The sequence below is a fragment of the Saccharopolyspora galaxeae genome (assembly GCF_016526145.1).
GTDB classification, from domain to species: domain Bacteria; phylum Actinomycetota; class Actinomycetes; order Mycobacteriales; family Pseudonocardiaceae; genus Saccharopolyspora_C; species Saccharopolyspora_C galaxeae.
Genome location: NZ_JADDUE010000003.1, coordinates 124,610 through 151,294, shown reverse-complemented (window position 1 = coordinate 151,294; position 26,685 = coordinate 124,610). Strand labels below are relative to the sequence as shown.

General features: G+C 70.3%; 25 protein-coding genes. 10 read left to right on the top strand and 15 right to left on the bottom strand.

Features of this window, described 5'->3' with window-relative positions:
• Positions 1-1,395, top strand: a complete 1,395-nt coding sequence (locus INP57_RS08400) for a selenium-binding protein SBP56-related protein (RefSeq protein WP_200069535.1) — start codon at positions 1-3, stop codon at positions 1,393-1,395.
• A 19-nt stretch (positions 1,396-1,414) separates the two neighbouring features.
• A complete protein-coding gene (locus INP57_RS08395; RefSeq protein ID WP_200069534.1) occupies positions 1,415-2,185 on the top strand; it encodes a class I SAM-dependent methyltransferase in 771 nt (256 codons plus the stop codon).
• A gap of 70 nt (positions 2,186-2,255) precedes the next feature.
• On the opposite strand, the gene INP57_RS08390 is transcribed toward INP57_RS08395, so the two are convergent.
• On the bottom strand, positions 2,256-2,450 hold the full coding sequence (locus INP57_RS08390; RefSeq protein WP_200069533.1) for a DUF397 domain-containing protein: 195 nt from the start codon (positions 2,448-2,450) through the stop codon (positions 2,256-2,258).
• Between the two features lie 4 nt (positions 2,451-2,454).
• Positions 2,455-3,318: a helix-turn-helix domain-containing protein gene (locus tag INP57_RS08385; protein WP_200069532.1), complete on the bottom strand. Its 864-nt coding sequence runs from the start codon at positions 3,316-3,318 to the stop codon at positions 2,455-2,457.
• Positions 3,319-3,505: 187 nt separating this feature from the next.
• Here INP57_RS08385 and INP57_RS08380 point away from each other — a divergent pair, with 187 nt between their 5' ends.
• Positions 3,506-3,847: an HC3 family zinc finger protein gene (locus tag INP57_RS08380; protein WP_200069531.1), complete on the top strand. Its 342-nt coding sequence runs from the start codon at positions 3,506-3,508 to the stop codon at positions 3,845-3,847.
• On the opposite strand, the gene INP57_RS08375 is transcribed toward INP57_RS08380, so the two are convergent.
• The 5 genes from INP57_RS08375 to INP57_RS08355 all read right to left on the bottom strand — a co-directional run bounded on the left by INP57_RS08375 (position 3,790) and on the right by INP57_RS08355 (position 10,810).
• Positions 3,790-5,271, bottom strand: coding sequence for a CoA transferase (locus INP57_RS08375; RefSeq protein WP_200069530.1), 1,482 nt, complete (start codon positions 5,269-5,271; stop codon positions 3,790-3,792). The two genes, INP57_RS08380 and INP57_RS08375, sit on opposite strands and share 58 nt — an antisense overlap.
• On the bottom strand, positions 5,258-7,051 hold the full coding sequence (locus tag INP57_RS08370) for an acyclic terpene utilization AtuA family protein (protein ID WP_200069529.1): 1,794 nt from the start codon (positions 7,049-7,051) through the stop codon (positions 5,258-5,260). Before INP57_RS08370 ends, INP57_RS08375 begins: the two co-directional genes overlap by 14 nt.
• 119 nt (positions 7,052-7,170) lie before the next feature.
• On the bottom strand, positions 7,171-8,091 hold the full coding sequence (locus INP57_RS08365; RefSeq protein WP_200069528.1) for an SMP-30/gluconolactonase/LRE family protein: 921 nt from the start codon (positions 8,089-8,091) through the stop codon (positions 7,171-7,173).
• 43 nt (positions 8,092-8,134) lie between these two features.
• Positions 8,135-9,490: a phosphotransferase family protein gene (locus INP57_RS08360; protein ID WP_200069527.1), complete on the bottom strand. Its 1,356-nt coding sequence runs from the start codon at positions 9,488-9,490 to the stop codon at positions 8,135-8,137.
• 66 nt (positions 9,491-9,556) lie between these two features.
• The gene (locus tag INP57_RS08355) at positions 9,557-10,810 is read right to left on the bottom strand and encodes an acyl-CoA dehydrogenase family protein (protein WP_200069526.1); all 1,254 of its coding nucleotides are present in this window, start codon (positions 10,808-10,810) and stop codon (positions 9,557-9,559) included.
• Positions 10,811-11,055: 245 nt separating this feature from the next.
• On the opposite strand from INP57_RS08355, the gene INP57_RS08350 reads away from it, so the two are divergent.
• Entirely contained in the window at positions 11,056-11,880 is an 825-nt protein-coding gene (locus INP57_RS08350; protein ID WP_200069525.1) for a crotonase/enoyl-CoA hydratase family protein, read from the top strand.
• Positions 11,873-12,643 (top strand): SDR family NAD(P)-dependent oxidoreductase, encoded by a 771-nt coding sequence (locus tag INP57_RS08345; RefSeq protein ID WP_200069524.1) that lies wholly within the window; start codon positions 11,873-11,875, stop codon positions 12,641-12,643. Before INP57_RS08350 ends, INP57_RS08345 begins: the two co-directional genes overlap by 8 nt.
• Positions 12,644-12,653: 10 nt before the next feature.
• Here INP57_RS08345 and INP57_RS08340 read toward each other — a convergent pair whose 3' ends face one another.
• Together INP57_RS08340 and INP57_RS08335 are read right to left on the bottom strand one after the other, a co-directional pair.
• On the bottom strand, positions 12,654-13,850 hold the full coding sequence (locus INP57_RS08340; RefSeq protein WP_307849965.1) for an amidohydrolase family protein: 1,197 nt from the start codon (positions 13,848-13,850) through the stop codon (positions 12,654-12,656).
• Between the two features lie 118 nt (positions 13,851-13,968).
• Positions 13,969-15,015 (bottom strand): FUSC family protein, encoded by a 1,047-nt coding sequence (locus tag INP57_RS08335; protein ID WP_200069523.1) that lies wholly within the window; start codon positions 15,013-15,015, stop codon positions 13,969-13,971.
• Between the two features lie 164 nt (positions 15,016-15,179).
• On the opposite strand from INP57_RS08335, the gene INP57_RS08330 reads away from it, so the two are divergent.
• The 3 genes from INP57_RS08330 (at position 15,180) to INP57_RS08320 (ending at position 18,170) form a co-directional block, all read left to right on the top strand.
• The gene (locus tag INP57_RS08330) at positions 15,180-16,382 is read left to right on the top strand and encodes an AGE family epimerase/isomerase (protein WP_200069522.1); all 1,203 of its coding nucleotides are present in this window, start codon (positions 15,180-15,182) and stop codon (positions 16,380-16,382) included.
• Between the two features lie 130 nt (positions 16,383-16,512).
• Entirely contained in the window at positions 16,513-16,989 is a 477-nt protein-coding gene (locus INP57_RS08325) for a GNAT family N-acetyltransferase (RefSeq protein ID WP_200069521.1), read from the top strand.
• A gap of 155 nt (positions 16,990-17,144) precedes the next feature.
• Positions 17,145-18,170, top strand: coding sequence for an NAD-dependent formate dehydrogenase (locus tag INP57_RS08320; protein WP_200069520.1), 1,026 nt, complete (start codon positions 17,145-17,147; stop codon positions 18,168-18,170).
• A gap of 162 nt (positions 18,171-18,332) precedes the next feature.
• On the opposite strand, the gene INP57_RS08315 is transcribed toward INP57_RS08320, so the two are convergent.
• The 3 genes from INP57_RS08315 to INP57_RS08305 all read right to left on the bottom strand — a co-directional run bounded on the left by INP57_RS08315 (position 18,333) and on the right by INP57_RS08305 (position 22,469).
• On the bottom strand, positions 18,333-19,871 hold the full coding sequence (locus INP57_RS08315; RefSeq protein ID WP_200069519.1) for an aldehyde dehydrogenase family protein: 1,539 nt from the start codon (positions 19,869-19,871) through the stop codon (positions 18,333-18,335).
• A gap of 16 nt (positions 19,872-19,887) precedes the next feature.
• Positions 19,888-21,030, bottom strand: coding sequence for an acyl-CoA dehydrogenase family protein (locus INP57_RS08310; protein WP_200069518.1), 1,143 nt, complete (start codon positions 21,028-21,030; stop codon positions 19,888-19,890).
• A 233-nt stretch (positions 21,031-21,263) separates the two neighbouring features.
• On the bottom strand, positions 21,264-22,469 hold the full coding sequence (locus tag INP57_RS08305) for a TetR/AcrR family transcriptional regulator (RefSeq protein WP_200069517.1): 1,206 nt from the start codon (positions 22,467-22,469) through the stop codon (positions 21,264-21,266).
• 203 nt (positions 22,470-22,672) lie between these two features.
• Here INP57_RS08305 and INP57_RS08300 point away from each other — a divergent pair, with 203 nt between their 5' ends.
• Positions 22,673-23,554, top strand: coding sequence for an oxygenase MpaB family protein (locus INP57_RS08300; RefSeq protein ID WP_307849964.1), 882 nt, complete (start codon positions 22,673-22,675; stop codon positions 23,552-23,554).
• Positions 23,551-24,165, top strand: coding sequence for a sigma-70 family RNA polymerase sigma factor (locus INP57_RS08295; RefSeq protein ID WP_200069515.1), 615 nt, complete (start codon positions 23,551-23,553; stop codon positions 24,163-24,165). The genes INP57_RS08300 and INP57_RS08295 overlap by 4 nt, the downstream gene beginning before the upstream one ends.
• Positions 24,166-24,207: 42 nt before the next feature.
• On the opposite strand, the gene INP57_RS08290 is transcribed toward INP57_RS08295, so the two are convergent.
• The 3 genes from INP57_RS08290 to INP57_RS08280 form a co-directional block, all read right to left on the bottom strand.
• Positions 24,208-24,927 (bottom strand): DUF2267 domain-containing protein, encoded by a 720-nt coding sequence (locus tag INP57_RS08290; protein WP_200069514.1) that lies wholly within the window; start codon positions 24,925-24,927, stop codon positions 24,208-24,210.
• Between the two features lie 49 nt (positions 24,928-24,976).
• Entirely contained in the window at positions 24,977-25,444 is a 468-nt protein-coding gene (locus INP57_RS08285) for an SRPBCC family protein (RefSeq protein WP_200069513.1), read from the bottom strand.
• Between the two features lie 128 nt (positions 25,445-25,572).
• A complete protein-coding gene (locus INP57_RS08280; protein WP_200069512.1) occupies positions 25,573-26,613 on the bottom strand; it encodes an aldo/keto reductase in 1,041 nt (346 codons plus the stop codon).
• Positions 26,614-26,685: the final 72 nt, after the last annotated feature.

Genomic DNA, 26,685 nt, shown 5'->3' with positions numbered 1-26,685 from the left:
ATGACCGATCCGACGTTCTACCGCAGTCCCGCCGAAGCCATCGCGGCGCCGAGCGAACAGCTCGCCTACGTCGCGGCGTTCGACCGTTCCGGGCAGCGGCCCGACGCGATGACGGTCGTCGACGTGAACCCGGACTCCGCCGGGTACGGCCGCGTCGTCGGTTGGACCGACATGCCGGGCAAGGGCGACGAGCTGCACCACTTCGGCTGGAACGCGTGCAGCAGCGCCCTCAAGCACGAGGGCCACGACATGGACGGGTTGTCCAGGCGGTACCTGATCGTGCCGGGCTTGCGGTCTTCGCAGCTGCACGTGCTGGACACCGCCGGTGATCCGCGCAGTCCCGTCTTGACCAAGACGGTCTCCGCCGCCGAACTGGCCGCGAAAGCCGGTTATTCCCGTCCGCACACGCTGCACTGCGGTCCGGACGGAGTGTTCATGACCTGTCTCGGCGGTTCCAACGGCTCGGACGGTCCGGGCGGCATCGCGCTGCTCGATCACGACACGTTCGACGTGCTGCGCAAGTGGGAGACCGATCGGGGACCGCAGCACTTCGCATATGACGCCTGGTGGCACCTCAACCGGAACACCCTAGTCAGCAGCGAGTGGGGCACGCCCTCGATGATCGAGGACGGGCTCGTGCCGGAGCAGTTGCTCGGGCACCAGTACGGTCACGCACTGCACTTCTGGAACCTGCGCACCGGCGAGCACGAGCAGCGGGTCGACCTCGGCGAGCAGCACCAGATGGTGCTGGAGCTGCGGCCCTCGCACGACCCCGAGGCGGAGTGGGGCTTCGCCGGAGTCGTGATCAGCACCGAGGACCTGTCCGCCTCGGTGTGGCGGTGGTACCGCGAAGGCGGGCAGTGGACCGCGGACAAGGTCATCACGGTGCCCGCCGAACCGGCCGAAGCGGATCTGCTGCCGCCCGCGCTGAAACCGTTCGGCGCGGTGCCGCCGATGATCACCGACATCGACCTTTCCGTGGACGACCGGTTCCTCTACGTCTCCTGCTGGGGGACCGGTGAGCTCAAGCAGTTCGACGTCACCGACCCCGCGCTGCCGCGGGAGATCGGTTCGGTGCACCTGGGCGGGATCGTGGGCCGCCGTCCGCACCCTGCCGCACCTGCTTCGCCGCTCTCCGGCGGTCCGCAGATGGTCGAGATCAGCCGCGACGGGCGGCGCGTGTACCTGACGAACTCGCTCTACGGTGCTTGGGACGACCAGTTCTATCCGGACGGCGTGGGTGCTTGGATGGCCAAGCTGGACGCCGACCCGGCGGGTGGACTGACGGTGGACGAGTCGTTCTTCCCGCACGGCGAGGATTTCCGCGGACTGCGGGTGCACCAGGTCCGCCTGCAAGGCGGCGACGCCTCTTCCGACTCCTACTGCTACCGCTGACGCTGGGACGATCGTCGGCGTGTCTTGCTCATTCGAGGAGTTGGTGGCCGAGGTCGAAGCTTCGCCGGTCGACGGCTGGGATTTCCGCTGGCTCGACGGGCGGGCCACCGAGCAGCGCCCTTCGTGGGGATATCAGCGCTCGATGAGCCGGCGGTTGGCGCAGGCGTCGGCGGCGCTGGACGTGCAGACCGGCGGCGGAGAGGTCCTGAACGAATGCCCGCGGTTCCCGCCGACGATGGCGGCGACCGAGTCGTGGCCGCCGAACGCCGCCGCGGCGACGAAGATTCTGCATCCTCGTGGCGCGGTCGTGGTGGCGGTTCCGGACGAGTCACCGCTGCCGTTCGCGGACGATGCCTTCGACCTGGTGACCAGCCGCCACCCGGCCACCGTGCATTGGGCGGAGATCGCGCGGGTGCTGCGGCCGGGCGGCAGCTACTTCGCCCAGCACGTCGGCCCGGCGACCATGTGGGAGCTGGTGGTGCACTTTCTCGGGCCGCAGCCGCAGGCCGCGAAGCTGCGCCACCCGGACCGGGAGGCGGCGGACGCGCGGGCGGCCGGCTTGGAAGTCGTGGATATGCGTTGCGAACGGCTGCGGGCGGAGTTCTTCGACGTCGGCGCAGTGATCTTCTTCTTGCGCAAGGTGATCTGGACGGTTCCCGGGTTCACCGTGGAGGCGTACCGCGACCGATTGCGTCAGCTGCACGAACGCATCCACGACGATGGTTCCTTCGTCGCGCACTCCACCCGCACGCTGGTCGAGGCGCGCAAACCGGATCGGGAACGCGGCTGATCGCCGCAACGGACGGAAGCGGCCGGGCGCGGTCCCCGGTGCCCGTTCACGTCCGGAGGCGCACCATGGGTCAGTCGCCCTTGAGCGCGGTGAGGAAATCGCGCCAATGTTGCGAGGAGAACGAGAGCACGCCGCCGGAGCGGTCCTTGGTGTCCCGCACACCGACTCCATCAGCGGTCACGGCGACCTCGACGCAATGCGGATTGCTGGCGCTGTGGCCGGACTTGCGCCAGCGCGCATCGCCCAACTCGCGGTGAGACTGCATGAACTCACCTTATCTGCCCCGCAACTTTGCGGATCAGAGCGAGCGAGTCGTCTCGTCCCAGCGCGGCCTTCAGTGCGTCGCCGTGCGCGAGACCGTACTCGCGCACGGTGGTCGGATCTGAAATCAGCCCGGTCGAAGTAACCGTTTCCTGCCACAGCAGGGCGGGGAGCTTCCCGCTCGGAAACGTCATGATGTGGAAAGCCGAACTGCCCATCGCGTCGTGTCCGGTGGAAGTGAACGGGACGACCTGCACCGCCAGGTTATCGCTGTACCGCTCGATCAGTGCGGAAAGGTGGTCGAGCTGGTCGGCGAGAACTTCGGGACCACCGATCCGCTGCCACAGCACGGCTTCGCTCATCACCGCGTTGAGCTTCAACGGTTCGTCTCCCGTGATGCGTTGTCTGCGCACGAGTCGGCACTTGACACGGCGGTCGACTTCGGCGAGGCGGACGTTCGGGCTGCCAGCCTCGATGACCGCGCGTGCGTAGTCCTCGGTCTGGAACAGGCCGTTGATCAAGTCGCTGTCGAAGACGTCAACGGTCTCGGCTCCGTGCTCGAAACCGAAGAACCGGAGCAGGTCACTGTTGAACAGCGCCGAATAGGCATTCCACCAGCCGCGATGCGCGCCGCTCGCGCGCAGGGACCGAAGTTCTCGAGCTTCTTCCTCTTCGATCCCGTAGGTGGCGATCAGGACGTCGAGACGGTCCTCGGCGAGATTCTTCTTCCCGTGTTCGATGTCGGAAAGGTAGGCAGGTGTCACGCCGACGCGCTTGGCGGCGGCTGCGCCGGTTATCGCAGCTTCCTCGCGTCGTTCCCGAAGCCGACGTCCAATCGCCCAGCAGGCGACTGTAGGGGATGTCGGTGCCATGTCCGCCTCCGCCTCACTCGATCCGGTGATCACCCTGGTTAATCAACCTAGGCGATCGTATGATCAATACCGGAAGTGACGGTACCAATACCGGTAGTCACTTCTCGGCGGCGGTTCCGGTTCAGCTACCTCCCCCGACGGCCGGGGCCGCCGCCTCCTCCCGATCCCGGACTGCGATGGAGCAGTGATGAGTCATGCCGGTATGTGCTTCCCGATCGTCTACTGGCGTCCCTTCGGCGGGGCACGGCACGCGCTACCTCCGGTGTGCGTGCCGTATCCCGGCTTGGAGTGCGCGACGTTGTGCGGGATCAGCACCACGCTCGGGATGCCGGAAGCGCGCGAGTGGCTCGATCCGAGTTGCGCGGACTGCGTCGCGAAAGCGCAGGCGCGTCTTGACGAGCGGCGGAAATCGTTGGGGCTCGCGGCGAACGCGGAGGCGTCGGTGGAGCCGGACAAAAGCTCCGTGCCCGCTCAGCGCGGCAGCCACTCCGGGCGGGAGGAGCCGCGCGGGACCAGGACCGTGCGGTAGCGGCCCGGGGTCTCGCTCATCCGGACCTGGTCGGTGACGCCCTGGTAGTGGCCCAGCGGGGTCTCGGCGGTGAACGTCTCCGGGTCGAGGTAGGCGTGCTGCGCGTCCGAATTCGCGGTGGCGGTGGCGTAATCCTTGTCGAACACGCCCATGCTCAAGATCCAGAGCGCGGCGCGGGTCAGGGAGACGTGCACGCGGTAGCTGCCGCCTTCGGTGGCTCGCCGGGACAGCGCCTCGACGACTCCGGCGGTCATCAGCCAGGACACGATGTAGTCGTTGACCACGAGGATCGGCGGCAGCGCAGGCGTGGAACCGTCGCCTTCCAGGTGCATCATGCCGGTGAGGCTGCCCGCGGTCTGGTCGAAACCGACGCGCCCCGCCCATGGACCGCTTTCGCCGTTGAGCGTGGTCGTGGCGTGGATGATGCCCGGGCGCGCGCCGGCGGCTTCCTCCGCGGACAGACCGATGTCGGAGAGGTAGCCGGGGCGGCGGTTGGCGTAAAAGACGTCGGCGTCGGCCAGCAGCGAGCGGATCCGCCGCGAACCGTCCTCGCCGTACGGATCGATGACGGCCGAGCGGGCCCCGACGTTGGCGGTGATGTAGGTCGTGTCGTGCTCGAGTTCGTTGGGACGCCACAGGTTCAGCACGTCCGCGCCGTGCAGCGCGAGCGCGCGCCCCACACCGGCGCCCGCGATGACGTGGCCCATGCCGAGCGCGCGGATGCCGCTGAGCGAGTCGTCGCCACCGGTGAGCGGTTCCGGCTCGCTCTCGCCGATCTTGGTGACCTCCACCAGCGGCAGGTCGGCCAGCACCTCCCGGTAGTGCGGCTCGGCCAGCAGCTCCTCGGTGGTGCGCAGCATCGGCAGCACGGTGCCCGCCTCGACGGCCGCGTTCTCCAGTTCCAGGCCGTTCCACCGGGAGATCGCGCGCGCCACGGCGTCCGCGTCGTCCGGCACGCCCAGCAGCTTCTGCGCCGCGATCTTGATCTTCGGGTAGGGGTTCAGCGGCATCACCCACCGGCCGTCCGCGGTCGGGTAGAAGGCGAAGCCGAGCGCGTTGCTCGGATTCGCCGGGGTGGCTCCCGGATGGCCGTTCAGCAGCTCCCACTTGCGGTCGTAGAACGGGCACAGCCGGTGCGGCGCCGAGCGCAGGTCGACCTCGATGTCCTGCCCGTTCCCGCCGCGCAGCCGCCACAGCTTGGCGATCGCCGCGGACTTCGCCGCCAGCGCGATCGCGGAACCGCCGCCGAGCCGCAGCGGGCTCGGTACCACCGGGTCCGCGCCGTGGAAGGTGAATTCGCCGCCGGTGTCGGCGGTGCTCATACCCAGTCCGGACAGGACTTCGCCGAGTTCGGCGTGCGGGTCGAAAGCGTCGGTCGCGGACGGCTCGGACACCGCCTTGGCGAGCCGGTCAGTCAGCGACATGGTCGTCTCCTTCTGCGGGCAGCAGGTCTCGCGGGATGGGCACGTGCTTGGCGCGCAGGTATTCGCCGACGGCCTTGCCGACCTGGTCCACGCGCAGGTTCGACGAGCCGCCGGTGCCGAGCAGGCCGCGCAGCACGAAGTGCACCGCGCGCAGCTTCGGGAACTCGTGGCGCACCACTTCGAGGTCTTTCAGTTCGGGTACCAGCCTGCGCAGTTCCGCGGTGGACAGCGTGTCGCGCAGCCACGGCCAGGCGCGTTCGTCGGGAACCCAGATGCCGACGTTGCTGTTGCCGCCCTTGTCGCCGCTGCGCGCGTGCGCCAGCACACCCAGCGGGGCTCGCCGCGCATCGATGATCTCGGGTGATCCGGTCGGTTCGGGATGCTCCGGCTGCGGCCGCACGGGCTCCGTGACGGGAACCGATACGTCCACTGTGGAGTCGTCGTCGAGCACGGCCCGGTGCGGCACTTCGGACATCGGCAGCAGCGCGGGCCAGTAGTCGATGCGCGGGCGCGGCGCCGAAGTCATGCCGCTGCCGCCGTCGTGGAAGAACCCGGGAATGCTCTGCAGGTACAGCGAGCCGAGCCGTCCGGCGGCGTCGAAGCGCTCGAGCGGTTCGCGGTCCCGCGCGGTGACCATAACCCGCACGCCCGCGGTCGCGTCCCACTGCGTCTCCGGGTCGGCCGCCGGGCTGCCGATGCGCGTGATGTCCAGTTCGGTGATGCCCTGCGGCAGGTTCCGGGAGATCTGCGCGCGCAGCAGGTCGACCTTCTCGTCGATGTCCAGGCCCGTCACGTAGACCGTGTTCACCACCTGGTAGCCGATCTTGCCGAACACCGCGACTTTGGTGGTCGGCGGAGGCGGCGACCCGGTGGCTCCGGAAACCCGCACGCGGTCGGCGCCGTCCGGGTGCAGCCGCACCTCGTCCAGGTGCACGGTCACGTCCGGGTTCAGGTAGCGCGGTCCCTGGATCTCGTAGACGAGTTGCGCGGTGACGGTGTCGGTGCTGACCGTCCCGCCGTCGCGGGCGTGCTTGATGATGACGGCGGTGCCGTCCGCGGCGACCTCGGCCACCGGGAAGCCGGGTACCAACATGTCGGGCACGCGGGTGAAACCGGAGAAGTTGCCGCCCGTGGCGTGCGGGCCGCACTCGATGATGTGCCCGGCCAGCACCGCACCGGCCAACTCGTCCCAGGCCTCGCGGCCCCAGCCGTGCCACCAGGCGGCCGGGCCCGTGGTCAGCGAGGCGTCGGTGACCCGGCCGCACACCACGATGTCCGCGCCCGCCTGCAGCGCCGCGGCGATGCCCCAGCCGCCCAGGTAGGCGTTCGCAGCCAGCGGAGAAGCGTCCCATTCGGCGAGTGCCGCGCCGCTGTCCAGGCTCTCCAGCCGGTGGCCGCTGCGCTGGTACGCGGGCAGCTGCTCCAGCACGTTGTCCCCGTCGATGTGCGCGACGCGCAGCGAGACACCGTCCGAGGCGGCCAGTTCGCGCAGCTTGCTCGCCAGCGCCGCCGGGTGGAAACCGCCCGCGTTCGTGACGACCTTGACGCCGCGTCCGGCCAGCGCGGCCAAGTGCGGGCGGATCTGGTCGACGAAGTACTCGACGTAGCCGCCGCTCGGATCGCGCTGGTAGCGCAACGACAGCGCGGCCAGCGTGATCTCCGCGAGGTAGTCGCCGACCAGCACGTCCACCGGATCACCGGCCAACGCCTCGTCGAGGGCGGTGAACCGGTCGCCCAGATAGCCGGAGAAGTCGCCGATGCGGACCGCGCGTTCGCTCACTGCCGACACCTCGCTCAGGTCGCCTTTCCTTCGACGTTAGGCCGTACCGCCCGGATCGGGCTACGACCGTTCAGCGAACTCCGGCGTGATCGCAGCGGTCACGCCGGAGTCGGACCGCCTCACGCGGTGAAATGCATCGGCAACCCCGGGCAGTGCCATTCGGTCGCGTACAGCAGTCCCCGGCCGGACGAGGTGATGTAGGCGGTGCGCAGGTCCGGGCCGCCGAAGCAGATGTTCGTGACGAACGGGTCGTGCTCCGGTGGGCGCACCACGTCCTTGAGCGCGCCGTCCGGGCTGATCACGCTGATCCCACCGGTGTTGATGGTGGCGACGCAGACGTTGCCCTCCGAATCCACGGCGAGCGAGTCCAGCGGCTGGTAGCCGTCGAAACCGTGCAGCAGCGTCGCGCCGCCCGGCCCGGGACCGTCCGAGCTGAGCACGCCCGGCGCGGTGACCTCCCAGGTCCACACCCGCCCGGGAGTGGTCTCGGCGACGTAGAGGCGGCTGCCGTCCGGGGACAGCCCGACCCCGTTCGCCTGGATCATCGGGTGCACGAGCTCGTCGATGCGCGAGCCGTCCGGCCGGGCGTAGAACAGCCCGCCCAGCGCCATTTCGCGGCCGCGCATCTTGCCGAGGTCGGTGAAGTAGCAGCCGCCGTGCGCGTCGAAGACGATGTCGTTCGGCCCGATCAGCGGGTCGCTGCCGGTAGTGGTGTAGACGTTGCTGACCGCACCGTCGAAGGTGACCCGCTGCAGTCGCCCGCCGATGTAGTCGTCGGGCTGCGCACCGGGCGCGGTGATGCCGCCCATCTCGTGCCATTTGAACCCGCCGTTGTTGCACACGTAGATCGCGCCGTCCGGCCCGATCGCGGCGCCGTTCGGCCCGCCGCCGCAATCGGCGAGCACCGACACCGCGCCGGACGGGTCCACTTTGCTCAGCGTGCCGCGCTGGATCTCCACGACCAGCACGGATCCGTCCTCCAACGCCACAGGGCCCTCGGGGAAGCGCAGTCCTTCCGCCACGGTCCGGAATGCCGGCATGTCGGGTCTCCTCTCGTGTTCCGGCCTGTTGGATATCAGGCGATCAGGACGGGTGCGACAGATAGCCAGGGTTGGCGACCAGCAGCTTGTCTGTCACGGCCGCGCGGACCGCGCTGCGCACCTTCGGATCGTCGGGATCGGCTGACCCGGTACGCAGCGCGGTGGCCAGCGCGGACTGGTCGCGGTACCCGAGCGCGGCGAGCCGTTCGGCGTCGCGCCGCTGTTGTCCGGGGCCGAGCCGCAGTTCGCGCTCGACGGTTCCCAGCACGTTCGCCGCGACCCTGGTGTGGAATCCGGCGCGGCCCGCGACGCCGGTGAGCTCGTCGCGCAGGAACTCGCCGACCGCCTCGGTGAGTTCGGCGGCGGTCGGACGGCCGTGCAGACCGGGCTCCGGCGGTTCCTCGGGGACGTCGCCGGGCGATACCTCGCCGGGCGGGATTCCCAGCGCCAGCAACAGATCGTGCTCCTGCTCGCAGACACGCCGGCCGATCGCGGCCAGCTCCACCGAGCGGTTCGCGCCGGAAAGGTGCCGCTGCGCCATCGATCGGCAGCCGATCGCCCACCGCAGCGTGCCGTGCACCTCCCACCAGCGCACCGCATCCGGATCCGGGTACCAGCCCGCGACTTCGGCGTACCCGGCGAACAGGTCTTCGCGGGTCCCGAATCCGCCGACTGGCAGCGCGGAGGCGAACCGCCACGCCTTCACGCACAACCAGCCCAGGTCCTCCAGCGGGTCGCCGCGGTGCACGAGCTCCCAGTCCAGCACCGCGCGCAGCCCGTCCGGGCCGACGATCAGGTTGCCGTTGCGGAAATCGCCGTGCACCAGCACGTCCCCGGCCGGTTCGGGCCGGTTGCGGTGCAGCCAGTGCAGGCCGATCTCCAGCGCGGGCAGCGGATCGCCGGAAGCGGCGTATTCGTCGAGCCCGGTGCCGAGTTCGTCGCCACGTCCTAGCCCCCGCACCGAATCCGGCGGGATCCGGTGGATGTGCGCGGCCACCCGGCCCAGTTCGCGGGCCATCGTGGCGCGCGCCTGCTCGTACTCGGGTTCGCGCAGCAGGCGCCGCGGGATCGTTTCGCCCTCGACGTGCTCGCTGATCAGGTAGGGAGCGTCCAGTATGGACACATCGGCGCTGTGGTCCACCAACCGCGGAACGGGAACACCGGCGCGTTCGGCCGCTGCGATCGCCGTCGCCTCCAGCGCCATGGAGTGCTCGTCCCCGGCGCCGGGCGGGTCTCTGCGCAGCACGAGCCGCCGTTCGCCGTCCCGGAACCGCGCGCGGAACGACCAGGTCTCGCGGCTCGCGCCGCCGCTGAGGCGTTCCGGCTCGGACACCTCGACCGGTTCCGCCGACACCTCGGACAACCGCTCGGCGAGCCGATCGCGCAGTTCCAGCGGCACCCGAAACCTCCCGTGTCTTCATCAGCGGTGCGAACGTCCGCGACGACCGAACCACCGCAGCAGCGTCTAATGGCGGTTCGGCCCGGCGAACCCGAACAGGTAGCCCGCGACCTTGCGCATCTGCACCTCTTCGGCGCCTTCGGTGATCCGGTAGCGGCGATGGTGCCGGTAGATGTGCTCGAACGGCTCGTGCCGCGTGTAGCCGAGACCGCCGTGCACCTGCATCGCGCGGTCCGCGGCGTCGCAGACCAACCGGTTGGCGCGGTAGTTGCACATCGAGACCCGATCGCTGATCTCGAACGAGTCGGTGCGGTCCAGCTCCCACGCAGTGCGTTGGACCAAGTTGCGCACCAGCGCCGCCTCGGTGTGCAGCTCCACCAGCGGCCACTGCACGGCTTGTCGCTGCGCGAGCGGCTTGCCGAAGGTGACGCGCTCGCGGGCGTACTGCACGCTGCGGTCGATGCAGAACTGCGCCGCACCGACCCCGGAAGCGGCCTGCCGGATGCGGTTCTCGTGCACGAAGTGCTGCGCGAGCGCGAGCCCGCCACCGACCTCGCCGAACACCGCCGAGCCCGGCACCCGCACGTCGCGCAGGCTCACTTCGGCGTGATCGGTGGGCATGTTCAGCGTCCACCAGTGGAAGTCCACCGAGAACCCCGGTGCGTCGGTGGGCACGATGAACGCGGTGATGCCGCGCGCGTCGCCGCCTTCTCCGGAGGTCCGCGCGAAGATCACGTCGTGCGTGGCCGAGTGCAGCCCGGAGTTGAACCGCTTGGCACCGTTGATGATCCAGTCGTCGCCGTCCGGGACCGCGGTGGTCTCCAGCCAGGTCGCGTCGCTGCCGTGATCGGGTTCGGTGAGCCCGAACGCCACCCGCTTGCGGTGCGTGATCATGCCTTCGATGAACTCGGCGCGCTGCTGCTCGGTGCCGAAGTCCAGCATCATGTGCACGAACGGGAAGTTGCCGACCACCGAGGACTCGTTCTGCAGGTCGTTGTGCAGCCCGAGTCCGCGTGCCGCGAGGTGTTCGCGGATCACCGCCATCGCCAGGTTCCCGCCGCCGCTGCCGCCGACCGACTCCGGCAGGCCGTAGCGCAGCCAGCCTGCCGCGTCGGCACGCCGGAACATTTCGGCCAGCAGCGCCTCCCACTCGGGGTTCGGCGTGCCACCCGCTTCGACGTCGGTGCGGGCGAATTCCCTGCGGTGGTCGAAGAATCGCTCGTTGTCGTGCTGCTGCTGCAGCGGCCGGATCTCGGTGTCGATGAAGGCGTCGAGCTCGCCGAGCAGTCGCACCAGCTCGTCCGGCAGGGTGAAGTCCATCGTTCTCCTCGCCTCGGCGGTCCTGCGGTCAACGAGATGGCGGCTTCCGATGTGTCGGAGGCCGGTATCGACGCCGTTGGTGGACGAATCAGCGACCATACGACCGCCGATGGGCGCCGACAAGAGCCGGTGCGACGACCGGCCATTGTGGACGGAAAGCGATTCGCGGTCAGTCTTGACTGCTCCCTGTGCCGGTCCTACGGTGGCGCTACCCGGCCTGCGCGCCGCACGTGCGAGGAGGCACCTTGACCGATCCCGCCGGGCAGCGGGTCCGGTGCACCGTCACCGACGGCGTCGCCGACGTGCTGCTGAACCGACCGGCCAAGCTCAACGCCCTGGACCCGGCGATGTTCAGCGCCCTGGTCGAGACCGGCCTGCGGTTGCGCGCGGACCCGCGGGTGCGGGCCGTGGTCCTGCGCGGCGACGGGCGCGGATTCTGCGCCGGGCTGGATTTCGAGTCGTTCAAGGCGATGAGCGGCGGCGGTGCGCCGGACCATCCCGCGGCGGAACCGATCGGGCCCGCGAAAGCACTCGGGCAGCAGGCCGTGCACGTGTGGCGGGAGCTGCCGGTACCGGTGATCGCCGCGGTGCACGGCGTGGCATTCGGCGGCGGGTTGCAGGTCGCCCTCGGCGCGGACCTCCGGGTGGTCGCCGCGGACGCCCGGCTGTCCGTCATGGAGATCAAGTGGGGTCTGATACCGGACATGACCGGCACGCAGGTGTTGCCGGAACTCGTGGGCCGGGACGTGGCGAAGGAACTCACCTTCACCGGCCGGGAGGTCGACGGCCGGGAGGCGGTCTCGCTCGGGCTCGCCACCAAGCTCGCCGACGATCCGGCGGCGGCCGCCCGCGTTCTCGCCGCCGAGATCGCGGGCAAGAACCCGCACGCCGTGCGGCGGGCCAAGGAGCTGCTCGACGCCGCGGGGCAGGTGAGCCTCGAAGAGGGCTTCGCCGCCGAGCAACGCGCGCTCGGCGCGCTGCTCGGCACCCCCAACCAGACCGAGGCGGTGCAGGCCGTTTTCGCCGGGCGCGCACCGGAATTCGCCGACCCGGAGGCCGCCGATGCCTGACTCGCCGTTCGACCTCAGCGGACACGTCGCGCTGGTGACCGGCGGCAACTCCGGGATCGGCCTGGCGATGGCCGATGCGCTGGCCGCGGCGGGCGCGGGCGTGTGCGTGTGGGGCACCAACGCCGAACGCAACGAAACCGCGGCTGAGCAGCTGCGCGCGCACGGCACCGACGTGCTTCCGCTGCGCTGCGACGTCTCGGACGAGGCGCAGGTCGCCGATGCGATGCGGCAACTGACCGACCACTTCGGACGGTTGGACTCGTGCTTCGCGAACGCCGGCGTCGGCGGGGCCGGGATGCGGTTCCTGGAAACGGACCTGAGCGAGTTCCACCGCGTCACCCGCGTCAACGTCGACGGCGCGTTCCTGACCCTGCGGGCCGCGGCCGCGCAGCTGGTCGAGCAGGGCGAAGGCGGCAGCCTCGTCGGCACCGCCAGCCTGGCCGCCGTGCAGGGGCAGCCGCGCGGGCAGGGGTACGCGGCCAGCAAGGGCGCGCTGATCTCGATGATCAAGTCGATCGCGATCGAGCTGTCCCGGCACAAGATCCGCGCGAACGCCGTGCTGCCGGGCTGGGTGAGCACGCCGATGGCCGATCCCGCGTTGCAATCGGAGCCGTTCCAGCGGCGAGTGCTGCCGCGGATGCCGGTGGGCCGCTGGGGCGAACCCGGCGATTTCGGCGCCCTCGCGGTGTATCTGGCCAGCCCGGCCAGCTCCTTCCACACGGCCGACACGATCACCGTGGACGGCGGGTACCTGGCGTTCTGAGCGAGCCGGACTACGGCAGCGGCACCACGCGGCCCGCGGTGAGCACCAGCCGGATTTCGCGCAAGGCGGCGAGATCGCTGAGCGGATCTCCTTCGACCACCAGCAGGTCCGCGGCGTAGCCGGGGGCGATGCGGCCGATCCGGTCGCCCTGGCCGATCCCGGTGGCGCTGCCCGTGGTGGCCAGTTCGATGATGCGCTCCAGCGGGAAACCGACGTGCTCGTAGAGTTCCAGCGCCTCGACGAAATCCCCGAAACCGGAGCGGTGGCTGACTCCGGCGTCCGTTCCGGTGATCAGCGGCACGCCGAGGTCATCCATCCAGCGCAACCGCTGCACCACGTTGCGGGCACTTGCCGGGCCGATGACCTGCATGAATTCGCGCCACTTCGCGGGTGTCGCCACGCAGGCCCGCACGCCGCGCTCGACCATCGCGCGGGCCACGTCGTCGCGCCGGTCGTGGCCCTCGCCGCCGGTGCGCATCCAGGTGCAGTGCTCGATGGTGTCCACGCCCGCCTCGGTGGCCGCCGCGATCGAGTCCGACCCGTGCGCGTGGGCCGCGACCGGAAGTCCCGCGTCGCGGGCTTCCCGCACGATCAGCTTCAGCTCCGCGACGCCGAACTGCTCCTCGCGCATGGACACCGACTCCGGGGTGAGCGACCCGCCGGAGGCCATGACCTTGATGACGTCGGCACCGAGCGCGGCGTTGCGCCGGATCCGCTCCCGGATCGCTTCCGGACCGTCCACTTCGCCACCGAGGAACCAGCAGTGCCCGAGCGGCGGTGTCAGCGGCGGCCCGGCGGCGAGGATGCGCGGGCCGAGCAGCTCACCGCGTTCGACGGCCGCGCGGACCTGGAACACCAGCCCGTCCCGGTCGCCCAAATCGCGCACCGTCGTGACACCGGAGGCCAGGGCCTGCTGCGCTCGCCCGGCCATGCCGAGCAGCAGCGCGGAGTCGTCGGTGGCGCGCAGCTCGTCGACCACGTGCTGCCCGCAGTTGAACGCCAGGTGCACGTGGCAGTTGATCAAGCCGGGGAGTATCGCGTGCCGCGGGTGGTCCGAGCGGAGTGCGTCGTCATCGGCCGCGCGCTCGATCTCCTCCCGCGGACCCGCCGCGGTGATCGTGTCGCCGTCGATGAGCACGGCGCCGTCCTTGATGCGCTGCCCGACCGGTCCGGCCAGGACCTCGCGCGCGGTGATCAGTCGTTGCACGAGACGGATTTCTACCTGCCGGGCACCGGGCTTCGGTACCGAATCGGCGAGTCCGGCCGCGAATCTTGCTCCGTTCGTGCGATGAGCGCGGCACCCGCAGGCGAGTGGCAGCTACCCGTTAGCCGCCTTCCGGCCCCCTCGCCAGTTCGTGCAGGTCTCGCGCGACCAGCCGGATCTCGCTGGCCAGCTCCGACGAGCCGGGCGGCAGCCCCGTCGGGTCGATCCGCGTCGCGGGGGCTGCGAGTTCGCGGGCGCTCTCCCGGTTCCGGTCGGCCAGCGGGGCCGCGCAGAAGGTCCGCACCGCCTCGGCCAGGTCGTCGACCACCTGGACCAGCCAGTCCGGCGCGCCGTCCTGCCGGGCGAGCAGCTTGTGCGTGGCGCGCGCGACCAGCACCGAGTCGGTGTGCACCGGGTCGACTCCGGCCAGGTGCTCGTCCAGCGTCAGCACCGCGGCCCGCTGCCGCCGGCCGCGCACGGACTGCCGGGCCAGCGCCCGCGCGGACTGCCGGGCGGTTTCGAACGCAGCGAGCTCGTGGTGGCCGCGGCGGACCCGTTCCAGGTTCTGCCAAGCCGCCTCCGGATCGGCTCGCCGCAGCGCGTCCGCGGCACCGCGCAGGCCCTCCGCGGCGGGCGAGAGCGCCGCGCACACCGAGTTCGACAGGATCGTCAGCGGGCTCGGAGTGACCAGCACCTGGCTCACCAGCAGCGCCAGTGCCCCGCCGATGAGCGCGCTGAACAGCCTGCTGAACCCGGTCTGCGGCGCGTGCAGCGCGATCACCAGCAGCGCGGCCACCCCGGCCTGGATGATCGGCAGCGGATTGGTGCTGGCCGTGGTGACCAGCAAGGTCGCCACCAGCACCGCCAGCGCGGGCTGCCACGGCCCGACCCCCAAGTAGCGCACCAGCACTTCGCCGACCGCCACGCCCGTCAGCACACCGCCGATGACTCGGAACGCCCGGCGGCCCCGCGCGCCGGGTTCGTCCACCAGGCTGACCATGGAAGCGATCGGGGCGAAGATCGGCGCAGGCGGGCTCAGCAGCAGCGAGGCGATCCACCACGCGAGCCCGGCGGTCACCGAGGCCAGCAGCACGCGTCGCAGGGCGTGCCGCACGCGCGCGGCGACGCGGTGCAGCGGGATTCTGTTGAACGTCGGGCGGCTGGACACGGCCAACATGGTCCCCGATCACGGCGGTGCGGGCTCGACGCGCGAGACCCCGGTTCGACGCGAGAGTCCACTGTGGAGGAGTCAGCCGGGAGGCGTCCTCCCGCGGGCCGCCGGAATGTGCCAAGCTGTTCGGCCGGACCGCTGGAGAATCGGAGGGTGGCGTCGTGACCGAGCAACCGCAGGTGCCGGAGTGGGTGCGCAACGAGCCGGAACGGCTGCTGGCCTTCGCCGACGCGGCCGCGCACCCCGACGGCGGGTTCGCCTGGCTGGACGAAACCGGCCGGCCGGTCGCCGACCGGCCGGTGGAAACGTGGATCACCTGCCGGATGACCCACGTGTTCGCGCTGGCCGTCGCGCAGGGGCGCGATGAGCTGCGCGAGAAGGTCGACATCGGCGTCGCCGCGTTGCGCGGGCTGTTGCACGACGACGAACACGGTGGCTGGTTCGCATCGGCGAACGCTCGAGGGCCCGTCGCCGCGCACAAGGGCGCTTACGAGCACGCCTTCGTCGTGCTGGCCGCCGCCAGCGCTGCGGCGATCGGCGCCGACGGTGGCCGCGAGCTGCTGCGGGACGCGCTGCAGGTCGTCGAGAACCGGTTCTGGGAGGAGGGGCCCGGGTTGGTCGCGGACTCCTGGGACCGCACGTGGACCGAGCTGGAGGACTACCGCGGCGTCAACGCGAACATGCACACCGTGGAGGCGATGCTGGCCGCGGCCGATGTGACCGGCGACCGGGTCTGGTCCGACCGCGCCGCGCGCATCGTGCAAGCCGTGGTGCACGGCTTCGCCCGCGAGCACCATTGGCGGCTGCCGGAGCACTTCGACCCGCGCTGGAACGTGCGGCTGGAGTACAACCGGGACAAGCCCGCCGACCCGTTCCGGCCATACGGGGTGACCATCGGCCACCTGCTGGAATGGGCGCGGCTGGCGCTGCACACCCGAGTCGCGCTGGCCGAAGCCGCGCCCGGGTGGCTGCTCGAGGACGCGCGTGAGCTGTTCGCCACCGCGGTGCGCGACGGCTGGAACGCCGACGGCGCGGAAGGCTTCGTCTACACCACCGACTTCGACGCCACGCCGGTCGTGCGCAACAGGTTGCACTGGGTGCTGGCCGAAGCCATGGCGACCGCTTGGACGCTGCACCAGGTCACCGGCGAGCAGGAGTACGCGCAGTGGTTCCAGGAGTGGGCTGCGCACGCCGAACACTTCTTCGTCGACCGCGAGTCCGGTTCGTGGCACCACGAGCTCGACGAGCACAACCGACCGGCCGACACCGTCTGGGAAGGCAAGCCGGACGTTTACCACGCCTACCAGGCGACGCTGCTGCCCCGGCTCGCACCGGCGGCTTCGTTCATCGGCGCGCTGGCGTGAGGTTCTGCTCGGAATGACCTGCGTGGCGGCGGGTTGGTGGTGCCGATCGTGCTGCAGCCGCTTAGCAGAGCGATGGTCAAAAAGGGAATGACCGTTGCGGTGCGATCTGATCCGCGGCAGCGTGCTCGGCATGTCCGATCGTCCGGAAGCGCGCAGAGCGCACCAGCAAGACGTCGATTCCCTGTTGCGGTTGCGCGTGCGGATGCTCGCCGACATGGGCGTCGCGGTCTCGGACGTCGAATGGCGCGCCGCTGCCCGCGAGTGGTTCACCGACCGCCTGCGGCGGCCGGGGGAGTTCGCCGCGTTCGTGGTGGATGACCCCGAGGGCGGAGTGGTCAGCTGCGCGGTCGGCCTGTGCGAGCCGGTCCCGCCCGGTCCCGGCAATCACGCCGGGCTGCACGGCCGGGTGCTCAACATGAGCACCGAACCGGCACACCGCAGGCGCGGCTACGCGAAGTCGTGCCTGCAGGCGTTGCTCGACTGGTTCCAAGCCGAAACACCTGCGCGGGTGATCAACCTCAACGCCACCGCGGAAGGGGTCCGCATGTACGAGTCCATGGGGTTCCGACGACCGGACAACACGGCATTGCGACTCCGGTTGACCTGAAGAGTGTTCGGGAAGCGGTTTGCGTAGGTGGTCGGGCTGAGTCCTCGGACACCTGCACGCCGCATGCCACAGCACTTTCCCGCCGCCGTCCGGTGTTGATCGCCGGTGCGCGGGTACCCGGGGCGCGAATGAAGCCGAATCCGAAGGAGGCGGCCGTGAAGTTCGTCGCTGTGCTCTACCCCGGCCCCACCGAGCGGCACGTCGACCACTCCGGGCTCGACCTGCTCGGCAGCACCGAAGGGGCACTGGGCCTGACGAAACTGCTGGAGTCGGAAGGGCACGAGCTCGTGGCGCTCAGCGACCGGGATGAGGCGCTGCGCGAGCACCTCCCGGACGCGGACGTGTTCATCACGACCCCGTTCTGGCCGACTTACCTCTCCGCCGACGCCCTGGACCGGGCGAAGCGGCTGAAGCTGGTGCTCACCGCCGGTGTCGGCTCGGACCACATCGACGCCGATGCCGCCACCCGCAACGGGATCACCGTCGCCGAGGTCACCGGCAGCAACGTGGTCAGCGTGGCCGAGCACGCCGTGATGCAACTGCTCACCTTGGTGCGCAACTACATCCCGGCCTACCAGCAGGTCCTGGACGGGCGCTGGGACATCGCCGACATCGCGGCGCGTTCGCACGACCTGGAGGACAAGACCGTCGGAATCATCGGCATGGGCCAGATCGGGCAGCGGATCGCGTTGCGGCTCAAGGGTTTCGACGTCAAGGTGCTGTACAACACCAAGCACCGCCGCAGTTCCACCGAGGAATCGGTGTTCGCGGCGCGCTACAAGCACCTGGACGACCTGGTGCACCAGTCCGATGCGATCGTGCTTTCCTGCCCGTTGACCGACGAGACCCGGGGCCTGTTCAACGAGGAACGGCTGCGCTCGATGAAACCCGGTTCGTGGCTGGTGAACATCGCGCGCGGCCAGATCGTGGACACCGACGCCCTGGTGCGGGTACTCGACGACGGGCATCTCGGCGGATACGCGGGTGACGTGTGGTATCCGCAGCCCGCGCCATCCGACCACCCGTGGCGGACCATGCCGGGACACGCGATGACGCCGCACGTTTCCGGCACGAGCCTGGAAGCCCAGCAGCGGTATGCCGCCGGAATCCAGGACACCGTACGGCGTTTCCTCAACGCGCAACCGCTGCAGGAAGATTACGTGGTCGCTGCCCCGAAGTGATCCCGGCCAGCAGAGTTCTTTCAGAATGATTCGCGTAGCGGAACCTCAGCGGCTTCGCCGCTGACAAGACAAGGCCCGAAAACCACACTGAGATGACTCCTGAGTGGACGGACCGGTCCCGTCCGGACGGGTCCGTCCACCGGCGGAGATCAGCCGAGTCGATCACTTGGCCCGGCCGTGGCGGAACGCGATGACGCGTTTGATGATGCGCATGGTGGCGGCGCTGCGGCGGAAGCTCATCAACGCCATGCCCGGAACGGCGAAGCGCTGCCGTGCGATGGAGTGCGGGCGGGAGAACGCCAGCAGTCCTTCGGATCCGTGGATGCGCCCGAAACCGGATTCACCGACCCCGCCGAACGGCAATCCGGCGATACCGGCGAACCCGAGCACCGAGTTGATCGAAGTCGCCCCGGCACGCAGTCGGCGGGCGATCTCCATCCCGCGGTTGCGGGAGAAGACCGTGGAGGCGAGTCCGTAGCTGGTCGCGTTGGCCAGCTCGACCGCCTCGTCCACCGAGTCGACGGTGCGCACCGTCATCGTCGGACCGAAGGTTTCTTCCCGCACAGCAGCGGAATCCTCATCGGTGTCGACCAGCACGACCGGATCGACGAACGGTGCGCGCACCGAATCACTGCCACCGACGACGGCCTTCGCGCCGTGCGACCAAGCGTCCTCGATGTGCTCGCGGACGATGTCCACTTGCGACGGAACGGTCATCGGGCCGTACGACTCGCCGGCTCGCACGCCGCGCAGTTCGCGGGCCAGCGCCTCCACGAACCGCTCGCGCAGCGCGCGCACGACGTAGATCCGCTCGACCCCGACGCAGGTCTGCCCGCTGTTGGACACCGCGCCCCACGCCGCGGCCTCGGCCGCGGCGGAGACGTCGGCGTCGTCGGCGACGATCAGCGCGTCCTTCCCGCCGCATTCCACCAGGACGGGAGTGAGCGTCTCCGAGCACGAGGCCATGATCTTCTTGCCGGTGGGGCTGGAGCCGGTGAACGCGAGTTTGTCCACACCGGACCGGCACAGCGCCGCCCCGGTCTCGCCCGCGCCCTGCACCGTGGCCAGCACGCCTTGCGGTGCCTCGGGATTCGCCTTGTGGAAGGCTTCCGCGAAGTAGCGGCCCACGGCGGGCGTGTGCTCGCTCGGCTTGAAAACCACCGTGTTGCCCGCGGCGAGCGAGTAGGCGATCGACCCGTTCGGCGTGTACAGCGGATAGTTCCACGGCCCGATCACGCCGACCACGCCCAGCGGCCGCTGCTCCACCCTGGCGGCGAAGTTCGACATCAACGGTCCCGGTGAGACCGACCGGGACCGCAGCACCGAGCGCGCGTTCTTGGCCGCCCAGCGGATGTGCTCCAGCGTCAGCACGAGCTCCAGGTACGCGTCGTCGAGCGGCTTGCCGTTCTCCCGGCGGGTCAGCTCCGTCAGCTTGTCGGCGTGCTGCGTGAGGTGTGCCGCCCATCGCAGCAGGCAGCGCTGCCGACCGGCGAAGTCCAGCCCGCTCCACCACGCGGCGGCTTCCCGCGCCCGTGCCACCGCGTCGGCGACCTCGGCAGGGCCGTCGACGGAGAAGGTCGTCACGACCGAACCGTCGGCCGGATCGGTCGAGACCAGCTGCGCCGATTCACCTGCCCGGGCCGACTCATCTGCCCGGCCCGCCTCGCCTGCCTGGCCCGCGGACGTCGTTGTCCTGGTCATGATCGCGCCTCCCGATTCACAGCCCGTAGGTCTTGCCGATGATGTCGCGCTGGATCTCGCTGGTCCCGCCGTACACCGTGGACACCACGGTGGAGCGCAGCAGCGCCTCCATGCCGTACTCGGTGGCGTAGCCGTAACCGCCGAGCATCTGCATCCCCTCCAGGGAAACGTGCTTGGCCAGCTCGGTGCACTTGAGCTTGGCCATCGACGCCTCGCGCGGGAACGTCTTGCCCGGGTTCTCGTCGATCTGCCGCGCCACGTCGTCCAGCAGCAGCCGGGCGCACTCCAATTCCGTTGCCATGTCGGCGATCCGGTGCCGCAACGCTTGGAACGAACCGATCGGCCTGCCGAACTGCTCGCGCTCGGACACGTAGGCCACGGTGTCGTCGAACGCGCGACGGGCGGTGCCCAGCATCAGCGCCGCGAGGATCATCCGCTCGAGGTTGAGCCCGGCCATGAGCTGCTTCCACGCCTGGTCGACCTTGCCGACCACGGCCTCGTCCGGCACGAAGCAGTCGGTGAAGTACAGGTCGTTGACCTCCCGGCCGCCCATGGTGTCGATGCCGGTGATCTGCAGCCCCGGTGCGTCCGCGGGCACCATGAACTGCGTCAGGCCCTCGTGCTTGGTGCCGCCGGGAGTGGTGCGCGCGATCAGCAGGATGTGATCGGCGATGTGCGCGTTGGAGCACCAGGTCTTCTGGCCGTTGATCAGCCAGCCGCCGTCGGTCCGGGTTGCCTTGCAGGCCAGCGCGCCCACGTCCGAACCCGCTGCGGGCTCGGACATCGAGACCGCTTCGACGCGGCCGTCCACCACGCCGCGCAGCACCTTCTCCTTCTGCTGCGGCGAGCCGAACTTCTCGTACCCGGCCGCGGAGATGATCGTGGTGGCGAAGCCGCCGATCGGCGCGCGGCCGTAGGCGGTCTCCTCCAGGAACAGGCACAGCTCGGTCATGCCCTGCCCGGCACCGCCGTACTCCTCCGGCAGCGAGACCCCGAGCCAGCCCAGCTCCGCCATCTTGGCGTAGAGCTGCTGGTTGTGCGGGTGCTGCCCGCCGCCGGTCAGCTCGTCGCGCTGCTGCTTCGTGCCGCACTCGCGGCGGCAGAACTCGGCGATGGCGTCGACGAAGTCGCGTCGCTCATCGGTGAGGACTCGTGGCATGGGTTTCCTTCCGGGGGCGCCGGTGCCGCTTCGAGGGCGTGCGCGGCCGGTCGACGACCGTGCCGCGTCATGCCGTGAACTGTAAATGGCGATTAACTTGGGAACAAGACAAGCCTGCTGGAAGCTGTTCCGAAGTCGGGTATCCGCAGCTGACCGGGAGCGTCCGAGATCATCCCGGTGGCGCGAGCGGCGCTTCACAAGTCAGGCCCCTCACAAGTCAGGCCCTGCACGAGTCAAGCCGAGTGCAGCACCGCCAGCACCAGGTACCGCGCCTGCTCCTGCCCGCCGATCCGGGAACCGGCCATCGCCATGTCGTTGACGATGTTCAACGCGGCCTGCACCGTCACCTGCAACCGGTTCGCCCGCGTCGGCTCGCGCACGTGCTCGGTCAGCGCCATCCACTGTCCGATGTGGTCGCGTTGCGCGCGGCGCAGCGCGTGCCGGTCGTCGGTGGGCAGGTTGCGGTACTCGGAGAGGTACACCGCGAGCAGGTCCCGGTTGTCGAAGGCGAACTCGACGTAGGCCGCCACCAGACCGCGCAGCGCCGTCTCCTCGTCGGCGGCGCCTTCGACGGCCCGGCCGGTGGCCACGGCCAGCCGGTCGGCCGCTCGGTAGTACACCGCGGCCAGCAGATCCGCTTTGCCCGCGAAGTGCCGGTAGACGCTGGAGGCGTTGATCCCCGCGGCGGTGCCGATCTCCTCCATGCTCACGGTGTGGAACCCCCGCTCGCGGAACAGCACAACGGCTGCGGCGAGCAGTTTTTCCCGCCGTGCGGCGAGTTCGGGCACGCCGCCGACGGCGGGTGCGACGGCTTTGCGCTCGGGGGAGGGCGGCTCGGCGGCCAGCACGACCGAGGCGATCGAGTGCAGCGCTTCCTCCGCCACGCGGTCGCTGAGCGAGACCCGGTGCGTGGACCAGCTCGCGATCCCGCTCAGCGCCGCGGACGACAGCAGCCGCGCGGACGGTTCCGGCAATTCCGGGCGAAGCGCCCGCAGCCGGTTCGCGAGTACCGCGATCAGCGCCCGCAGCTTGCGATCGACCTGGGCGCGGTCGTCGGCGTCGAGGTGCCTGTTCTCCCACTGGTACAGCCGGATGCTGCCGCGGCGGTGCACCACCAGCGACACCACCGCCCGCACGATCGCCCGCAGCCGCTGTTCGTCGTCGCCGGACTCCTGGTCGGCCTGCTCGGCGCAGGCGTTGAGCGAATCGGCGAACTCCTGCGCGGCGTGCGCGAGGATGTCCTGCTTGTTCCGGAAGTGCCGGTAGATCGCCGGGCCGGTGATGCCCGCCGCGGAGGCGATCTCGCCGAGGCCGACGCCGTGGTAGCCGCGTTCGCTGAACAGCTCGGCCGCGATCGCCGAGATCTGCGCCCTGCGGTCGTGCGTGCGCCGCCGCGTGGCGGTGGCAGGGGGCCGCGCAGAAGGTCGCGGAGCCGTCATGGTGATCCCTCCGTTGCTCGCCGCGCGATCGCGGAACGACTTTACACGCCCGGGATTTCGCAGCCAGCACAACGGCTCTCGTTCTTGACTGGCGAACTCGATCGAGCCTAATGTTAATCGCGATTCGCACGGTGTCGCGGACGCCGCGGCACCAGGCCGGTCCCCATCCCGTCCCTGATCATCGGCGATCGTGGAGGCGCGCAGTGCACGGAACCGCCCAACACCCGCCGCTTCCCGGAGCGGATTCGGAGACCTGGCGCCGATTCGGGCTCGCACCGGGCCTGTTCCTCGCGGGCACCGGGCTGCTGTTGCAGGTCGCGCACCCCGTGGTGGGCGCAGGCGTGCTGGAGCACTCCGACTTCAAAAACGCCCCGTGGAAGCGGCTGGTCAACACCCACCTGTCCACCATGCGGTTCATCTACGGGATGCGACCGGGCGCGGACGCGGAAGGTTCCCGCCTGCGGGAACTGCACAAGGACATCAAGGGAGTCGACGGCCGGGGCCGCCGGTACCACGCGCTGAACCCGGAGGCGTACGCGTGGGTGCACTTCACCCTCGCGCAGTTCGTGGTCGACACCGCTGAGCTGTTCGGCGATCCGATGACCCCGGCCGAGACCGAGCGGATGTGGCAGGAGTTCCGCGCGATCGGCCGCGCCTTGCAGCTCAAGGAGCACCACATGCCCGCGGACTGGGCGAGTGCGCAGGTGTGGTTCCGGGACGTGGTGCGCAACCGGCTGGAAGCCACCGAGTCGACCTACGACGTGCTGGAGAGCATCTCCGATCCACCGCGCCCGTACCGCTGGATACCGCGCTTGCTGTGGGCGCCGATCGGCCGTCCGTTCGGCCGGATCGTGCGGATGACGACCATCGGCACCATGCCGCCGGAGCTGCGCGAGCGAATGGGCCTGCAGTGGAGCGCCCAGCAGGAACGCCGACTGCGCCGGTTCGGCCGCCTCGTCGGCGGGGTGCTGCGGGCGCTGCCGTGGCCGTTGCGCTACACGCCGTTCGCGCTGCCCGCGATCCTGCGGGACAAGCGCCGGATCGCCGCTTCCCGGCCCGCCCGGCTCGCCGGAGCGGGAGCATGACCGCCGCGGCGGCGGCGCCGGAAGCGCTTTCCGGCGACCGCGCGTGGGAGCTGGTGGAGCTGGCCAAGCAGGGCGACGCGGCCGCTTTCGGCGAGCTCTACGAGAGCTACCGGCATCGGGTCAGCAACTTCCTGTGCGCGCGCATCGCGGACTTCAGCACCGTCGAGGACCTGGTGCACGAGACGTTCGCCAGGGCGCTGGGCAGCATCGCCACCGTGCGCCGCAGCAGCAGCGATCCGGGCGCGTGGTTCGTCACGATCGCCCGGCACCTGCTGCTGGACCACGTCAAGTCCGCCCGGCATCGCCGCGAGGTCGTCACCGGCGAGTTCGACCCGAACCGGTTCGGCGGCGAGGTGCTGGAAGACCGCGTGCTGGACCGGTGGATGGCCGACCGGCTGTGGTCGCGGGCGGCCGACCTCAGCGGTGATCAGCGGCACTGCCTGGTGCTGCGGTTCGCCTGCGGGTTCAGCGTGGACCAGACGGCGGCGAAGATGGGGCGCGAGCCGGCCGCGGTGCGCGCGCTGCAGTACCGGGCGGTGCGCCGGCTCGGCGAGCTGCTGAGCCAGGAACCCTGGGTGCAGGAAGCCGGCCGCCGCGGCGAGCGAGCTTGACGCGACGTACCTGGTTGCGGGCTCCTGAAACAGGCGCGGTCGTCAACCGCCGGAGCCGACCGCGCCGACCGCTTCGTCGATGCGCCGCGCGAGCTCCACGTCGAGTTCGGTGACCGCATCCAGCGAGCGTGTGCGCAGCGTGAACAGCACTCCGCTGGAGCGTTCCTCGATGGCGGCGTGGTGCGAGAGATCCTTCTCCGCCTGCTTCACCTGGTTCAGCAGCGGGGTGAGCCGGTCCGCGGGCAGACTCACCTCCCGGGTGATCCCGGTGGTCGTGCCCGTCCAGCCCGGTAGCGAACGCAAGGTGCGCTCCAGCTCGCCCTGATCCAACGGGCGCGGCCGATCATCGGCTCCCGCCGCCGCCCATTCCGGCGGCGGACCGCCACCGGGCGGCGCGAACAGCACGCCGAGATCGCCGGGCAACCGGTGCTGCAACGACTTCGCCACGTCCGGATCCTGAGCCGCGAGCTGGGAGAGCACGGCCTGGGTCAGGTAGCGAGCGCGTTCCGGCGGCGCCCCGGCCTGGCCGCCGACCTCCTGCGCCAGGTCCGCCGGTTGATCACCGGAGCGCAGCGGCGCATCCCACGGGACGTCCTCGCGCAGCTTGCCTGGCAGCACCGTGGCGAGCTGCTCGCGGTCCGCCCCGTCCAAGTGCTGCACCAGTGCGGCGACCACGTCGATCGTGGCTCGCCGTGCTTCTTCGGCATCGGCCAGTTCGGCCTTCTTCCGGACTCCGTCGACGAATTCTCGGTAAGCGATCATCGCAGGTTCCTCCGCGGGCGCCCGCAGCATCCGCCGTGACCGGTTCCGCTCAGCGCGGCGTGTCCGGCGGGATGCGCGGGCCGGTGTGCAGCAGCGGGTCGCGCTCCCCGCGCCGGGACTCCGGCACGCCCGGTTCGGTTTCCAGGAACACCTTGATCTGCGCGAGGCCGTCGCGGACCGCGCGGTTGATCTGCTGGTGCTGCGTGCGGGTCTGCGGCCGGAAGTCGACTCGGATGCTGATGTCGGTTCGCCGCTGTTGCTGCGGGGCGACGTCGACGAGGATTTCGTAGCTCGGCTGTGCACCGCGCAGGCGAGTGCGCCCGCCGGTCTCCTCGACCCGGACTTCGGCGTCGGTCGGCATCCCCTCGAAGTCGAGCCCGCACCGGAACACTCCGTCCCCGACGCGGCGGACCCCGGTCAGCCCAGGGAACACCCTGGCCAGGAAACTCGGTTCCGCGCACTGGCGCCGGACCTTGTCCGCCGGTGCGGCGACGAGCACGGACTCGGTGAACGACATCTGCTGCCTCCTTCGCGCGCCGGGAGTCCGGCACGAGCCTCAGCAGCTCAGTGGCCGGGAACCCCTGGTACGCCCGGGATTCCCGGCCACCCGATCGGTGAAACGACCACCGAGCCCGTCGAGGAGGTTCAGCCGTGCAGCGCCCGATCCGGCGCACCGAAGCGATCGGTCGCCGTGTTGGCCTGGTGCCAGTGCGGGTAGACCAGCCACGGCTTGCTGACCTCGTCGAGCCGCGCCAGCTCGTCCCGGCCGAGCCGGACTTCCGCGGCCGCGAGGTTGTCCTGCAGCTGCTCGTCCTTGCGCGCGCCGATCACCAGCGAGGTCACGCCCGGCTTGTGCAGCAGGTAGGCCAGCGAGATCTGCGCAGGGGAGACGCCGTGCCCGGCGGCGATGTCCACGATCACCTCGATGGTGTCGTAGAGCTTGTCCTCGTCGCGCACCGGCGGCTCGCTCCACTCCTCGGACAGATGCCTGCCCTCGGCGGCCTGCTGCCCCCGGCGGTACTTGCCGGACAGCAGCCCACCGGCCAGCGGGCTCCACACCAGGATTCCCAATCCTTGATCGATCGATGCGGGCACGAGCTCGTACTCGGCGTCCCGGCTCTCCAGCGAGTAGTAGATCTGGTTCGCCACGAACCGCTGGTAGCCGTGCCGGTCGGCCACCCCGAGCGCCTTCATCAGCTGCCAGCCCGCGTAGTTGGACACCCCGAGGTAGCGGACCTTGCCGGAGCGCACCAGCGTGTCCAGCGCCTCCAGCGTCTCCTCCAGCGGAGTCTGCCCGTCCCACTCGTGCACGTGGTAGAGGTCGATGTGGTCGGTCCGCAGCCGCCGCAGGCTGGCCTCGGCCTGGCCGATGATGTGGTGGCGGGAGAGCCCTGCGTCGTTCGGGCCGTCGCCCATCGGCATCCGGACCTTGGTCGAGAGCAGCCAGTCGTCCCGTTCGCCCGCGATCGCTTCGCCGACGATCTCCTCGGCCGCGCCGGTCGAGTACATGTTCGCCGTGTCGATGAGGTTGACCCCGGCGTCGCGGGCCATGCCGAACTGCCGCTTGGCGCCCTCGACGCCGGTGTTGCCCAGGTTGCCGAACATGCCTTCCCCGCCGAAGGTCATCGTGCCCAGCGTCAGCGTCGAGATGCGCAGACCGGAACGTCCCAGCTGGCGGTACTCCACGGTCACTCCTCCTGTCGGTTCCGGAGATGGTTTCCCCGGTTGAGAACAACGAGCTCGGGATCGCGGTATTCC

Excerpts from the sequence above, each read along its gene's own strand:
- INP57_RS08400 (WP_200069535.1), top strand. The coding sequence starts at position 1 with ATGACCGATCCGACGTTCTACCGCAGTCCCGCCGAAGCCATCGCGGCG.
- INP57_RS08390 (WP_200069533.1), bottom strand. The coding sequence starts at position 2,450 with ATGCAGTCTCACCGCGAGTTGGGCGATGCGCGCTGGCGCAAGTCCGGC.
- INP57_RS08385 (WP_200069532.1), bottom strand. The coding sequence starts at position 3,318 with ATGGCACCGACATCCCCTACAGTCGCCTGCTGGGCGATTGGACGTCGG.
- INP57_RS08380 (WP_200069531.1), top strand. The coding sequence starts at position 3,506 with ATGAGTCATGCCGGTATGTGCTTCCCGATCGTCTACTGGCGTCCCTTC.
- INP57_RS08375 (WP_200069530.1), bottom strand. The coding sequence starts at position 5,271 with ATGTCGCTGACTGACCGGCTCGCCAAGGCGGTGTCCGAGCCGTCCGCG.
- INP57_RS08365 (WP_200069528.1), bottom strand. The coding sequence starts at position 8,091 with ATGCCGGCATTCCGGACCGTGGCGGAAGGACTGCGCTTCCCCGAGGGC.
- INP57_RS08355 (WP_200069526.1), bottom strand. The coding sequence starts at position 10,810 with ATGGACTTCACCCTGCCGGACGAGCTGGTGCGACTGCTCGGCGAGCTC.
- INP57_RS08345 (WP_200069524.1), top strand. The coding sequence starts at position 11,873 with ATGCCTGACTCGCCGTTCGACCTCAGCGGACACGTCGCGCTGGTGACC.
- INP57_RS08325 (WP_200069521.1), top strand. The coding sequence starts at position 16,513 with ATGTCCGATCGTCCGGAAGCGCGCAGAGCGCACCAGCAAGACGTCGAT.
- INP57_RS08315 (WP_200069519.1), bottom strand. The coding sequence starts at position 19,871 with ATGACCAGGACAACGACGTCCGCGGGCCAGGCAGGCGAGGCGGGCCGG.
- INP57_RS08310 (WP_200069518.1), bottom strand. The coding sequence starts at position 21,030 with ATGCCACGAGTCCTCACCGATGAGCGACGCGACTTCGTCGACGCCATC.
- INP57_RS08305 (WP_200069517.1), bottom strand. The coding sequence starts at position 22,469 with ATGACGGCTCCGCGACCTTCTGCGCGGCCCCCTGCCACCGCCACGCGG.
- INP57_RS08295 (WP_200069515.1), top strand. The coding sequence starts at position 23,551 with ATGACCGCCGCGGCGGCGGCGCCGGAAGCGCTTTCCGGCGACCGCGCG.
- INP57_RS08290 (WP_200069514.1), bottom strand. The coding sequence starts at position 24,927 with ATGATCGCTTACCGAGAATTCGTCGACGGAGTCCGGAAGAAGGCCGAA.
- INP57_RS08285 (WP_200069513.1), bottom strand. The coding sequence starts at position 25,444 with ATGTCGTTCACCGAGTCCGTGCTCGTCGCCGCACCGGCGGACAAGGTC.